Origin of the sequence: Streptomyces shenzhenensis (assembly GCF_021462265.1) — a bacterium.
GTDB classification, from domain to species: domain Bacteria; phylum Actinomycetota; class Actinomycetes; order Streptomycetales; family Streptomycetaceae; genus Streptomyces; species Streptomyces shenzhenensis.
Window position 1 is genome coordinate 97,430 of sequence record NZ_JAJONF010000025.1, and the last position, 12,329, is coordinate 109,758.

Annotated in this window: 12 protein-coding genes; 5 read left to right on the forward strand and 7 right to left on the reverse strand. The window is 73.2% G+C overall.

Annotated features, from left to right (window positions below; translation table 11 throughout):
- Positions 1-58 precede the first annotated feature (58 nt).
- From LQ326_RS28605 to LQ326_RS28620, 4 genes are all read right to left on the reverse strand, one after another.
- The gene (locus LQ326_RS28605) at positions 59-1,216 is read right to left on the reverse strand and encodes a flavin-containing monooxygenase (protein WP_234541570.1); all 1,158 of its coding nucleotides are present in this window, start codon (positions 1,214-1,216) and stop codon (positions 59-61) included.
- Positions 1,217-1,503: 287 nt separating this feature from the next.
- Entirely contained in the window at positions 1,504-3,102 is a 1,599-nt protein-coding gene (locus LQ326_RS28610) for an alpha/beta hydrolase (RefSeq protein ID WP_234541571.1), read from the reverse strand.
- Between the two features lie 188 nt (positions 3,103-3,290).
- Positions 3,291-3,989, reverse strand: coding sequence for a response regulator (locus LQ326_RS28615; RefSeq protein ID WP_234541572.1), 699 nt, complete (start codon positions 3,987-3,989; stop codon positions 3,291-3,293).
- The gene (locus LQ326_RS28620; protein ID WP_234541576.1) at positions 3,986-5,182 is read right to left on the reverse strand and encodes a sensor histidine kinase; all 1,197 of its coding nucleotides are present in this window, start codon (positions 5,180-5,182) and stop codon (positions 3,986-3,988) included. The genes LQ326_RS28615 and LQ326_RS28620 overlap by 4 nt, the downstream gene beginning before the upstream one ends.
- Before the next feature lie 482 nt (positions 5,183-5,664).
- Here LQ326_RS28620 and LQ326_RS28625 point away from each other — a divergent pair, with 482 nt between their 5' ends.
- The 4 genes from LQ326_RS28625 to LQ326_RS28640 all read left to right on the forward strand — a co-directional run bounded on the left by LQ326_RS28625 (position 5,665) and on the right by LQ326_RS28640 (position 8,548).
- Complete coding sequence (locus tag LQ326_RS28625) at positions 5,665-6,099, forward strand: Zn-ribbon domain-containing OB-fold protein (RefSeq protein WP_234541577.1); 435 nt, start codon at positions 5,665-5,667, stop codon at positions 6,097-6,099.
- A 195-nt stretch (positions 6,100-6,294) separates the two neighbouring features.
- Complete coding sequence (locus tag LQ326_RS28630; protein ID WP_234541579.1) at positions 6,295-6,927, forward strand: GNAT family N-acetyltransferase; 633 nt, start codon at positions 6,295-6,297, stop codon at positions 6,925-6,927.
- A gap of 178 nt (positions 6,928-7,105) precedes the next feature.
- Positions 7,106-7,483: a nuclear transport factor 2 family protein gene (locus LQ326_RS28635; RefSeq protein ID WP_234541580.1), complete on the forward strand. Its 378-nt coding sequence runs from the start codon at positions 7,106-7,108 to the stop codon at positions 7,481-7,483.
- A 180-nt stretch (positions 7,484-7,663) separates the two neighbouring features.
- Entirely contained in the window at positions 7,664-8,548 is an 885-nt protein-coding gene (locus tag LQ326_RS28640) for a GNAT family N-acetyltransferase (RefSeq protein WP_234541581.1), read from the forward strand.
- 10 nt (positions 8,549-8,558) lie between these two features.
- On the opposite strand, the gene LQ326_RS28645 is transcribed toward LQ326_RS28640, so the two are convergent.
- Positions 8,559-9,230, reverse strand: a complete 672-nt coding sequence (locus tag LQ326_RS28645) for a pyridoxine/pyridoxamine 5'-phosphate oxidase (RefSeq protein WP_234541583.1) — start codon at positions 9,228-9,230, stop codon at positions 8,559-8,561.
- Positions 9,231-9,371: 141 nt separating this feature from the next.
- On the opposite strand from LQ326_RS28645, the gene LQ326_RS28650 reads away from it, so the two are divergent.
- Complete coding sequence (locus LQ326_RS28650; RefSeq protein ID WP_234541584.1) at positions 9,372-9,839, forward strand: hypothetical protein; 468 nt, start codon at positions 9,372-9,374, stop codon at positions 9,837-9,839.
- A gap of 6 nt (positions 9,840-9,845) precedes the next feature.
- Here LQ326_RS28650 and LQ326_RS28655 read toward each other — a convergent pair whose 3' ends face one another.
- Together LQ326_RS28655 and LQ326_RS28660 are read right to left on the reverse strand one after the other, a co-directional pair.
- Positions 9,846-10,844: an expansin EXLX1 family cellulose-binding protein gene (locus LQ326_RS28655; protein WP_234541586.1), complete on the reverse strand. Its 999-nt coding sequence runs from the start codon at positions 10,842-10,844 to the stop codon at positions 9,846-9,848.
- A gap of 251 nt (positions 10,845-11,095) precedes the next feature.
- Complete coding sequence (locus LQ326_RS28660; RefSeq protein ID WP_234541587.1) at positions 11,096-12,265, reverse strand: thiolase C-terminal domain-containing protein; 1,170 nt, start codon at positions 12,263-12,265, stop codon at positions 11,096-11,098.
- Positions 12,266-12,329 lie beyond the last annotated feature (64 nt).

Below are 12,329 nucleotides of genomic sequence, written 5' to 3' on the forward strand. Positions count from 1 at the left end.
CTCCCGTCGCCTGCGTCACATGGGCAACAGGCGTGCTGAGTAGGGAGATTGACGCCTTTTACGCCGTCCGCTGCCGTTTGGCGAGGGCCTTCGCGATCTTCTCCGCGTCGAGGGCCATCTCGCGGAGGTTGCCGCTGATGGGGTTGGTGTAGCCGGTGAAGTAGAGGCCCGGCGCGTGCTTCGGGGTGCGGGGGCCGTGGACGACGGGACGGCCGCGGTCGTCGAGGACGTCGAGGTGGCCGACCAGGCCCTCCAGGGCGCGGACGTAGCCGGTCGCGGCGATCACCGCGTCGGGGGAGACGCGGGTGCCGTCGGCGAGGAGGACCTTGCCGTCCTCGAAACCCTCGACGGCGGCCACGATCTCGACCTTCCCCCGGCGCACCGCGTCGACGAGGCCGACGTCCAGGACCGGGATGGCGCCCTGCTTCACCCGGCTGTAGAGGCCGCTGTCGGGGCGGGGCAGGCCGTGCGCGGTCAGGTCGGGGACGCTGACCTTGGCCATGGTGCGGGCCAGCCGGTCGACGAGGGCCGTCGGGAGCCGTCGTACCAGGATGGAGTTGTACTGGGCGGCCCAGCCGGCGGTGGAGCGGCGGACGATGTGCGGGACGGTGCGGACGGCGAGCCGCACCCGGGAGGCGCCGCCCTCGGTCAGGTCGACGGCGATCTCGGCGCCGGTGTTGCCGACGCCGACGACGAGGACGTCCCGGCCGGCGAAGGGCTCGGCGTTGCGGTACGCGCCGGCGTGCAGGAACTCCCCGCCGAAGCGGTCCCGGCCCGGCCAGTCGGGGATGCGCGGGGTGTGGTTGAAGCCGGTGGCGACCACCACCGCGGAGCCGGTCAGCTCCCGCCCGCCCGAAGCCCGCAGCAGCCAGCCGGCACCCTCGGCCGAGCGCTCCACGCGGGAGACCTCGACGCCGGTGACGATCTCCAGTTCGTGGTGCTCGGCGTACTTCTCCAGATAGCGCACCACGTCGTCGCGGGAGACCCAGCGGCCGAAGCGGCGGGGCATGGGCAGCCCGGGGAGCGCGGACAGGCGCCGGGTGGTGTGGAGGTGGAGACGGTCGTAGTGACGGCGCCAGGACGCGCCGACGTCGTCCGACTTCTCCAGGACCACGGCGCGGATGCCCCGGGCCCGCAGCGCGTACGCGGCGGCGAGCCCTCCGGGGCCGGCGCCGATGACGTACACGGGCGAGCTGGTGGAGGAGAAGACGGCCATGAGCGCGAGCGTAATCACGCTTCACGTTGATGGGTCTCGGTCAAGACCGGAATTGGTTGCGGATTGATCACACCCGTAGGGGAAGTGGGCGGGACTTGTGACGTAGCCCACCTCATCTGCCGGAAAGCGGGCCGAAAAGCGAAAGACCCGTGACATCGGGCCCCGGTGCGCTGGAGCCCGATGCCATTCGTCTTCTGAGCACGCCCCGCGAGCACGGCCGCCTTCGGGCGGATGCTGCTCACGCCCGCGGCGGCCGGTCAATTGTGAGGGGCGCTCGCCTCACCGGATCACTCTTTCGGCGCGACGTCGGTGCAGTAGACGTCCTTGCCCGGCAGGTCGCCGGTGGTCAGGAAGCCGACGGTCGCCTTGTCGGCGCAGGCGGAGCCTTCGTCGTAGACGTAGTGCCCGCCGTTGTCCACGCCGACGAAGGCGGAACTGCCGCCGAGGGCCTGGTGCAGCCCTGTGCCGCCCTCCCACGGAGTGGCGTTGTCCCGGCGGTTCTGGAGGATCAGGGTGTTGCGCGGGCCTTCGTCGCTCACGGTCACAGGCCGCTCGGCCGGCTTCTTCCAGAAGGCGCACGCCCAGATGTTGGCCGGCATACCCGCGGTGAGGGGCCACGCCTTGCGGTCGGCAGCGGTGCGGGTGGCGTAGCCGTCGGTGTCGTGGGGCCACTCGGCGTCGCCGCAGACGAGAGCCAGGAACATGGTGGCCTGGTTGTCCTCGGGGACACCCGGAGCCGGCGGGGTGTCGGCGAGGATCTGCTGGAGAACCGCGTCGTCGGCGTCGGTGGCGCTGCCGTCGGCCAGGTCGGCGGCGGCTTTCCAGAAACGGGCCAGCGGTGCGAGGGTGTCGTTGTGCAGGAGCATGCCGTAGGTGACGGTCCGGAGCAGCGGACCGTCCAACGACAGCGACATGCCGGGCACCGGGACGGGCTCGCGGTCGAGCCGCTCGGCGAGGGTGAGGTAGCTCTGGGTGACCTGCTCGACGCTGTTGCCCAGCCCGAGGGTGCTGTCCTGGGCCGCGGCTGCGGCGGCCGCGTCGGGGAACCGGTCGGCCATGCCCTTGCCCCAGCGGTCCGCCACTTCGTCGGCCCACACCCTGGTGGGGTCGACGTTGCCTTCCAGGATCATCCGGTCGGTCCGGTCCGGGAACAGGGACCTGTAGACGGCTCCGAGGTAGGTGCCGTAGGACTGGCCCCAGTAGGAGATCTTCCGCTCACCGAGCGCCTGGCGGACGCGGTCCATGTCGCGGGCCGTGTTGGCGGTGTTGAAGTACTGCAGCCGGTCGCCCGCCGTGTCGGCGCACGTCTTGGCGTCGGCCTTGGCGAGGGCCACGTTCTTGGTGATCGAGCCGTCCGCGGCGGGGTAGGGGAAGAGCCCGGACACGCTGGGGTCCTTCAGACCGCAGCTCTGCGGCGTGCTGTGCTCGACGCCGCGCGGGTCGAAGCCGATCAGGTCGTAGCGGTCCAGCACGGACTTCGGCAGCGTGGCCGCCATGGTTGCGGGCATGAAGAGACCGCCCAGGGCCGGCCCGCCGGGGTTCAGCAGCAGGACGCCGCGCCGCTTCCCGGGTTCGGCGGTGGCCAGCCGCGAGACCGCCACCTCGATCTTCGTGCCGTTCGGATCGCGGTAGTTCAACGGGACCTTCAGCGTCCCGCAGGTCAGACGAGGATTTCGGGTCGTTCCCCCGGCCGGCTCCGGGCAGGTGCCCCAGTCGATCCCGGCGTAGTCCGCGGTCTGCCCGGCGACCTGGGCCCGCGGCGTGTCCGCGGCGTTCCCGTCGCATGCGGCCAGCCCGGTTCCGGCCAGCGTCGCCACGGCCAGGGCCGTGGCGACACGGCGGCCACCGGGAAATGCGGACTTCCCGGACCTGCGCGTCATCCTCATGGTATAGGCCTCCTGCTGTTCGGCACGGTCGGACCGTCGGCCCGACCGCTGCGTTGACAGTCACGGAGTCAACAGGCGGCCGCCCGTGCCGCGCTTCACCCCTGGGTGGACACATCAGGTAGCTCGCTCGGGGGACAACGCTTCCGAGGACGACGCCTTGACGGTCTCTCACCTGCCGAAGCGGACCGTCAGGCTCGGTCCCCGCGCCCCGTCACGCCCGCCCGGTACGCCAGAACCACTGCCTGGACGCGGTCGCGGAGGTGCAGTTTGGTGAGGATGCGGGAGACGTAGGTCTTCACGGTCTCGGGGCTGATGACCAGTTCGGTGGCTATCTCGGCGTTGGACAGCCCCTCGCTGATGAGGAGGAGGACCTCGTGCTCGCGGGGGGCGAGGATCTTGAGGCGGTCGCGTTCCGGGGACGCGGAGACGGCGGAGGGACGTACCCGTTCGGCGAAGCGGCCGATCAGGGCGCGGGTGACGGCGGGGGCCAGGAGGGACTCCCCACGGGCAACGGTGCGTACCGCGTTGACCAGTTCGTGCGGTGCGGCGTCCTTCAGCATGAAGCCGCTGGCGCCGGCGCGGAGAGCCTCGTACACGTACTCGTCGACGTTGAAGGTGGTGACGACCAGGATCTTCGCGGGACTGAGGGAATCGGGACCGGCCAGGTGGCGGGTGGCCTCGATTCCGTCGAGCAGGGGCATGCGGATGTCCATGAGGACGACGTCCGGCTTCAGTTCCTCCGTGCTCCGGATCGCTGCTCGGCCGTCCACGGCCTCCCCCACGACCTCCATGTCGGGCTGTGCGGACAGGATCGTGACGAAGCCGGTACGTACGAGGGCCTGGTCCTCGCAGACCAGCACCCGGATCGCGGAGGGCGGAACACTCACACGGCACCTCCCGTGGGGATGCGCGCGTACACCCGGAAACCGCCCTCGGAGCGGCGCCCCGCCGCGAACTCGCCGCCCAGCATCTCCACCCTTTCCCTCAGCCCGGTCAGACCCCGGCCTCCCGGGACGTGCGGGCCGCTGTTGCGCAGGGCGGCGGACTCGGTCGTGCCGTCGGCCGTCCCGGCGGTGGTGACCTCGACGTCCGTCCAGCCGGGGGTGTGCGCGAGTCGTATCAGCGTTCGGCTGCCCGCGGCGTACTTCACGGCGTTCGTCAGGGATTCCTGCACGACGCGATACACCGTGAGGTGGGCGCCTACGGCCATGTCCGGCTGCTCTCCGTCCTCGACCAGCTCGATCGGCTGGCCGCCCGCTCGTGCCTGCTCCACCAGGTCGGACACCCGGCCCGGCGACGGCGTCCGGGACGCCGAATCGCCGGTCGCCTCCAGCACGCCGAGCAGGAAACGGAGTTCGGCCAGCGCGCGGCGGCCGGTGCCGTTGATGGCGACGAGGGCCTCGCCCACGCGGTCCGGCGACTCGGCGACATACTGCGCCGCGCCGGCCTGCACCACCATCGCGGTCACATGGTGGGTCACCACGTCGTGCAACTCCCTGGCCATGCGGCTGCGTTCCGCGGCGACCGCCACCCGCGCGGACCGGGCCCGTCGCTCAGCCTCGTGCCCCCGCCGCTCGCGGACCAGGACACCCAGGGCCCACATCGCCGTCAGGGCCATGTAGTAGACCAGAAAGTCGGTCAAGCCGTTGGGCGATCCCAGCGCGTGCAGGGCGACGCAGAGGACCACGTATCCGCCCGTCGCCGCCAGTGGTACGACCCGCCGAAGACGTTCCTGGTGGGCACCCACCGAGTACAGCGCGACGTACAGGCCGAGGCTGGCGAAGGTCGGCGGGCAGCCGAGGGACTCGTGGAGTGCGAACGAGGTCCCCGCCACCGCGAGACAGAGGGCCGGCCACCGGGTGCGCATCGCGAGCGGCAGGGCCTGCCCCAGGGCCAGCAGGACACTCGCGACGGACGCGTCCCGGGCGGGAAGACCACCGAACTGCGCCCCGATCCGCGACAGCGGCGCCACGAACGACAGCACAGTGACGCCGAGCGCGAACACGCGGTCCCTGGCGGCGGGGGCGCGTGATTCCCACCATCGCGACAGCTGGCGGAGCCGGGCGGTTGCGGCGGACACCGGGCTCGTGCGTGCGAGGTCCGCCGGGGCGGGGGATGCAGAGCCCGATGGTTCACGGGCTGCTTGGTCTTCCACCGTCCTCCATGATTCCGCGGGTCCAGCGTTCAGCGGCCTACGGACCGGGCCACAGCCGTCCGCGGGCCGCCCGTTCGGTTCGCCCCGTCCGGCATCTGCACCACACGGTACGGCAGGGCCGGACTGTCTGGTGCTCTGACCGGGATGGTCCACCGGGTCGCGGTTCGCGGTGGTGGGCGCGGGGCCGATCGGATGTGAGCCGACGGGGCCGCACGTCCGACAGACGGAGGTGCGGTGGCTGGGCCCGTTCGAGTCCGCGGGCCGACCGTACGGCGTAGATGCCGCAGTCCACACCGAGCCAGAAGGCCCTCACCCATTTCAAGATCTCTCAGTCGAGAACTGCGTCACCAACCTCCGTGGGCAGAATATCTAGGCCGCCCCGCAGGATCTGACGTAACGTCAGGTCCATGGATGCGACGAGATCTGCCGGGACACGCGGCGAGCCTCCGCGCTACGACCGGCCCGAACCGGACGCCTTCACCCGCCCCTACTGGGAGGCCGCGGCCGAGGGCCGGCTCCTGCTCCGCCGCTGCGGCTCCTGCGGCCGGGCCCACCACTACCCCCGGGAGTTCTGCCCGCACTGCTGGAGCGAGGACGTCACCTGGGAGCGGGCGACCGGCCGCGCGACCCTCTACACCTGGTCCGTCGTCCACCGCAACGACCTCCCGCCGTTCGGTGACCGCGTCCCGTACGTGCCCGCCGTGGTCGACCTCGCCGAGGGCCCGCGCATGATGACCGAGCTGGTGGCCGCCGACCCGGGGACCCTGGACGCCGGACTGGAACTGGAGGTCGCCTTCCGGGAGGGGGTGCCGGTGTTCCGCCCGGCGCCGCCGACGCGCTGAGGCCGGCCGGGCAGCCGCCCGAGGAAGCCGCCGGACCGCCCTCGGCGCCGCGTGGCGACTGGCTGGGCCCTCGCCCGGCAGAGCGCGGACACCCACCGAGCCGCCGCCCGGTGGCGCATGGCGACCGGGCAGCCGCTGCCCGGCGGCGGGGAAACCCGCTGGGCCCTTCCTCGGCGCGCGGGTTTCAATGACCCCATGGCCCTCACCGACGAACAGTCCGCCGCCCGCCGCCCCGACGCCGCCCCGCACGGCCACGGCCTGCGGCTCGACCGCTGGGACCCGGACGCGGAGGCCCACGTCGAGGCGTGGCTGCGTTCCCGTTCCGACCCGGACTTCCGCCGCTGGAACACCCCGCTCGCCGAGGTGACCGACCTCGCGAGCGCCCGCGCCTCCCTGGCCGGCTTGCGGAAGCAGGCGGCGGACGGCACCTGCGCGCCGTTCCGGATCACGGACGCCCGGAGCGGTGCGACCCTCGGTCACATCGGCATCAACTTGATCGACCGCACGTTCCGGACGGCCCGGGTCGGCTACTGGGTACTTCCCGAGGCGCGGGGCCGCCGGGTCGCCACCCACGCCCTGGCCCTGGCGGCGGACTGGGCCTTCGCCGAACTCGGCCTGCACCGGCTGGAGCTGGGGCATGCCCTCGGCCACGAGGCGTCCTGCCGCATAGCGCAGACGTGCGGCTTCCGGTACGAGGGGACGCTGCGCGGCGCCATGTTCGAGGCGGGCCGCCGGGACGCCTTCCGCGACGTACACCTGCACGCCCGCCTGGCCACGGACCCGAGCCCGGACCCGGTCGCGCCCGCGGCCCCGGCGCGGGGCCGGTGAGCGGGTGGCGGGCGACCGCACCGGAGTTGTGTCCTGGCACGTACGAGCGGGCGCACAGCAGGGACCGCCTCCGCACGCGGGCGGATCACGCCGATGCGGTGACCGGGACGGTCCACCGTGCCCGGAAGGCGGCGCACGGGACGGGCGCGTTCCGCGAAGCGACTGGTATTAGTGGTGCATGCAGGAAGAGACCGCGCGGTCCGCGATCGACACGTTCATCTCCGCGTTCAACGCCTCGGACGACAGCTATGTGACGGCGCTGCTCTCCCAGGCCCTGACGTCGGACGTGGTCTTCTGGGGGCCGTTGGGCCGCAGCGAAGGGATCGCGGCGGTCGAGCGGTTCGTGCTGGACATCCGGCGCCACCCGGCGGGGACCGGCACGATGGTGCGCTGCTCGGCGGTGGACATGCCTGACGAGTGGGCCCGGTACCAGTGGGTCTTCAGCACGCCGGACGGCGGCCCCCGCCTGACCGGAACGGACGTCGTCCATCTGCGACGGAGCCTCATCGACCAGGTCATCGTCTTCGCGGGAGAGATCGAGCCGTCCGCCTCCTGAGCCGTCCTGCTTCCGGACCGGCTCCCCTTCGACGCTCCGGGACCACCCGGCCGGTCTCCGCGTCGCGACGCCTCGACCGGCCGTGCCTGGCCACGAGCCGGCCGACGGCGCGGCTGTCACCGCGCAGGTGTCGCGGTCAATTCACGTGCGGAGCACGATGATCCTCCGCGACCATCGAGCATGACTTCTGAGATCACCCGGTCCGACTGGCACTTCACTTCGGACGTCGACGAATTCCTCGCCCACGCCGCCGACTTCCTCCACTCCCGCCCGGACCTGCACACCGTCCACCTCACCGTGACGGCGCAGCTGCGGCGGCGCGGTCCGCGGGCGTACGGCGAGGACCCTCCGTTCTTCGGCTTCCTGACCCGCGCCGATGGCGGCGTGGGCGCGACGCTGCTCCACACGCCCCCCTACGCCCTGAACGTCACCCGCCTCACGGCCGACGAGACCGAGGCGCTGGCCGAGCGCCTGCTCGCCCTCGGCCGTCCGGTGGGCGGGATCTCCGCCGAGCGCGCCACGGCGGAGGCGTTCGTGGCGGAGTGGGCACGGCGGACGGGGCTGCCGGGAAAGCTGGACGAGCTGGAACGCCTCTACCGGCTGGCCGAGTTGACGGCCCCGTCGCCGGCGCCGGAGGGCCGGGCGCGTCCGGCCGGCGCGTCCGACCGGGACCTGCTGATCCGCTGGTACGAGGGGTTCGTGGCCGACGCGGGTGTGCGGGGCGGCCGGGACGCCGGGGAGTGGGCCGACTTCCGGCTCTCGTACGGCGGTGTCACCCTCTGGGAGACGCCCGACGGCACCCCCGTCTCCATGGCCGGTGTGACCCTGGCGGTCGCCGGCCAGGTCCGGGTCGCGCCCGTCTACACCCCGCCGGAGCTGCGCGGCCGCGGTTACGCGGGGGCGGTGACCACGGAGGTCGGCCGGGCGGCGCTGGCCGCGGGCGCCGCCGAGGTGCTGCTCTTCGCGGACCTCGCGAACCCGACGAGCAACGCGCTGTACCAGCGCATCGGCTACCGGCCGGTGGCCGACTGGGCGGTGTACGACCTCGCCGGGCAGGCGCCGTGAGGACGGCCGCTCACGGCCACAGCAGCTGTCTGCGCCAGCCGCCGTCCTCCTCCGCGACATACCGGAGCCGGACGTGCCGCCGGTCCGGGTCGCCCTGGAAGAACTCCGCCTCCTGGGGGCGCAGACGGTAGAGGGTCCAGGTCGGGGAGGGGGCGGCCGGGTCGGTGCGGGCGCGTGCCCAGGCCGCCTCCGACTCCTCGCGCAGCTCCTCCAGCGAGGACAGGGGCCCGCTCTGGCGGCCGGTGAGCGCGGCGGCCAGGGCGCCCGTCGAGCGGGCGTGCAGGTCGGCCTGGCTCTCCTCGGAGGGAGCCGCGGTGACGGGCCCGCGGAGCCGGACCTGGCGGCCCAGCACCGGCCAGTAGAAGGCCAGGGCCGCGTACGGGCGGGCGCTCAGCTGGTGTCCCTTGCGGCTGGTCACATGGGAGCCGAAGGACCAGCCGTGCGGGTCCGCGCCGTGCAGCAGCACGATCCGCACGTCCGCCCGGCCCTCGTCGTCCGTCGTCGCCAGGGACATGGTGTGCGGCTCCGGCTGGCCGGCCGCCACCGCCTCCGCGAACCACGTGGTGAAGAGGGGGAGCGGTGCCGCCGGAGCCGCCGCCGGGTCGAAGGGCCGTAGCTCGGTGGTCCCGGGGGACCAGACGAGGAGCGACCTCAGGAGCGCGTGAAGATCCGTTGCTGCCATGTGCCGAGTATCACTCGGTGCCCCCGGCGGCCGTGTCATCAGCCGCCTCCTGCGGCCGCCGGGTGTCCCCGTGGCCAGACCCGAGGGCACAACATCGCAAATCCCTGCGAACGCCTGTGCCCCGGCCGCACACTGTCCGGCATGAGGGGACCGAAGACCGTGAAAGTGGCCGTACGCCATGTAAGCGGTGATGTCGGACGGCGCAGGACGCGGGCCGTCACCTGGGCCGCCCGCGACTTCCGGCTGGTCCGGCCGGCCGAGGGCCGGGACCGGGTCGAGCTGGAGTGTCCGGTCTGTGCGGTGTCCGTCCTCGCGGAGGTCAGCGATCACGCGCGCACCCGGCGGGTGCGCAACGCCTGGGCGGCCGCGTCGGTCGTCTCGCTCCTGGTGTCCGTCGTCGCCCTCGGCTACGCCGTCCACGAGGGCGGCGGTGTCCTGCCCGGCGGGCAGTCCCCGCTGGTCCTCTTCCCGGCCGGGGTGATCGTCGCCGTCGCCGGGCTCGTCATGACAGCCACGGCATGGGCGCGTGGCCGCCGCCACATCGGCGTCACCCTCCTCGACGCTCCGGGGCCCCGCCGCGGCCACCGGATCGTGGCGGTGCGCGGCTGAGGGCCGTCAGTGCCGGGCGAACTGGACCCCGGTCCGCTGCACCACGTCCGGGCGCACGGCGAGGGCCGGCACGGTGAGCTGCTGGCCGTAGATGTCGGTGAGGCGGATCTCGCCGCCGCATCCGGTGCCCTGCTCGGAGAGGAAGTAGTTGTACCCGGTGCGGGTCAGCGCCAGCCAGCCGCCGCTCGTGCGGACCTCCAGGCGGGCCAGCGGGTTGCGGTGGCCGATCGCCTGGACGCCGCACCAGTACCGGGAGGAACCGGTCTTGTAGCGGATCGAGACGGTGTCGGAGGTGGCCGGGCTCAGCAGGCGCCAGGTGATCGCGATCCGGCCCGCCGACAGCGGCGCCAGCTTCGCGAACGCCTGGTGGCTCAGGTCGAGTTGGCCGGCCGCGCAGGGTGCCGGGCACTCGTTGGTGATGCGTACGGTGATGGACGTACCGCTCGCCGCGCGCACGGAGACGTACGCGCCGCAGGCCTTCGCCGTCTCGTAGTCCGCGGTGTTCATCGCCGCGGTCATCACGTCGGAGGTCGGGCCGTAGGAGCAGGCCCCGTCGCCGTTGCCGACGTCGTAGGAGGTGGCGACCCCCTGGTAGGTGGTGCCGGGGCGGATCCGGCCGGCCGCGGGGGCCGTGGTGGTGGCGGAGGACGCGCGGGCCGTGCCGCCTGCCGGGCGCCTGGCCGGGGTGGTGGCCGGGGCCGCGGACGGGGTGCTGGTCCGCCTGCTCGCCGCCGGGGTCGGTGCGGCCGTGGTGGACGGCTTCGGCGACGGGTCCTTCGGGGTTGCCGCCGTGCTCGTCGCGGTGTGTGACGCGGACCCGGACACCGCCCGGTCCTGTCCGGTGGCACCGGCCGCGGCGCCGGGGCGGAAGGCCACGGCCAGGGTCACGACCAGGGCGGCGGCGGCGACGGCGGCCACCGCGGCCAACGGGCCGCGCACCGGGCGCCAGTCGAAGTCCCGGTCCGGCTTCGGCCGCGGGCGGCGGCGGGGTGAGGAGGAGGCCACGGAGGGATCCTTACGCGATTCGGCGGTGCGTGTCCTTCGAACATCGAAGCTTCCGGTACAGCAGTGGCCGCCGGGGCCGGAAAAGGTTGCCGCCGCGGCGTAAGAGTCTGCCGCCGCCCGATGCGGGGCCTCACCCCCGCCCCAGTACCACCGTCCCCGACGAGCAGAACCAGCCGCCCGTCCCCGACGCCACCCCCAGCTCCGGGCGCCCCCGTCCGCCCGCCGAGTCTGCCGCCGCCCGATGCGGGGCCTCACCCCCGCCCCAGTACCACCGTCCCCGACGAGCAGAACCAGCCGCCCGTCCCCGACGCCACCCCCAGCTCCGGCAGTGCCCCGTCCGCCTGCCGCACCTGCCGCCGCCCGGCCTCGCCGCGCAGCTGCCGTACCGCCTCCACGAGCAGGAACAGTCCCCGCATCCCGGGGTGCTGGGCCGACAGGCCGCCCCCGTCGGTGTTCACCGGGAGCTCGCCGCCCTCGACCAGCAGCCGCCCCTTCTCCACGAACGCCCCGCCCTCACCCTTCGCGCAGAAGCCCAGGTCCTCCAGGGTGACGAGGGTCATGTAGGTGAAGGCGTCGTAGATCTCCGCGAAGTCGATGTCACCGGCGGTGACTCCGGCCCGGCGGAAGGCCAGTTCGCCGCTCACCGCCGCCGGGGACACCGTGAAGTCCTCCCACTCCGACATCGTGGCGTGGGAGAGGCACTCACCCGTGCCGAGGACCCACACCGGGGCGGTCCGGCAGTCCTGTACGTACTCCTCGGCCGCCAGCAGCACGGCCGCGCCGCCGTCCGAGCGGACGCAGCAGTGCAGTTTGGTGAAGGGGTCGGCGATCATCGGGCCGGACAGGACCTCGTCGACCGTGACGGGGGTGCGGAACATCGCGTCCGGGTTCAGCGCCGCGTTGGCCCGTGCCTGGACCGCGACCTGTGCCAACTGCTCGATCGTGGTGCCGTGTTCGATCATGTGGCGGCGGGCGGCCATCGCGTACTTGGCGATCAGGGTGTGGCCGTAGGGGACCTCGAACTGCAGGGGGCCGCGGGCACCGAAGGACAGGTTCCCGGTGCGCCGCCCCGTCCGGATGTCGGCGCGGGCCGTCGAGCCGTAGACCAGCAGGACCGCGTTGGCGTGGCCGGCGGCTATCGCGTCCGCCGCGTGGGCCGCCATGACCTCCCAGGTGGAGCCGCCGACGGAGGTGGAGTCGGCCCAGGTGGGGCGCAGGCCCAGGTACTCGGCCACCTCCACCGGGGCGAGGGTGCCGAGGCCCGCCGAGGCGAAGCCGTCCACCACCTCCCGGGCGAGGCCCGCGTCGGCCAGCGCGCGGCGGGCCGCCTGGGCGTGCAGGGCGTAGGGGGTGGCGTCGTCCACCCGGCCGCAGTCGGAGAGGGCCACGCCGACCACGGCGACCTTGCGGGGTCCAGTCATAAATCTGACGGTACATCAGATACCCTGCACTCCGCCCCTGTGCATCTGTGTCCGGCGCCCCTAG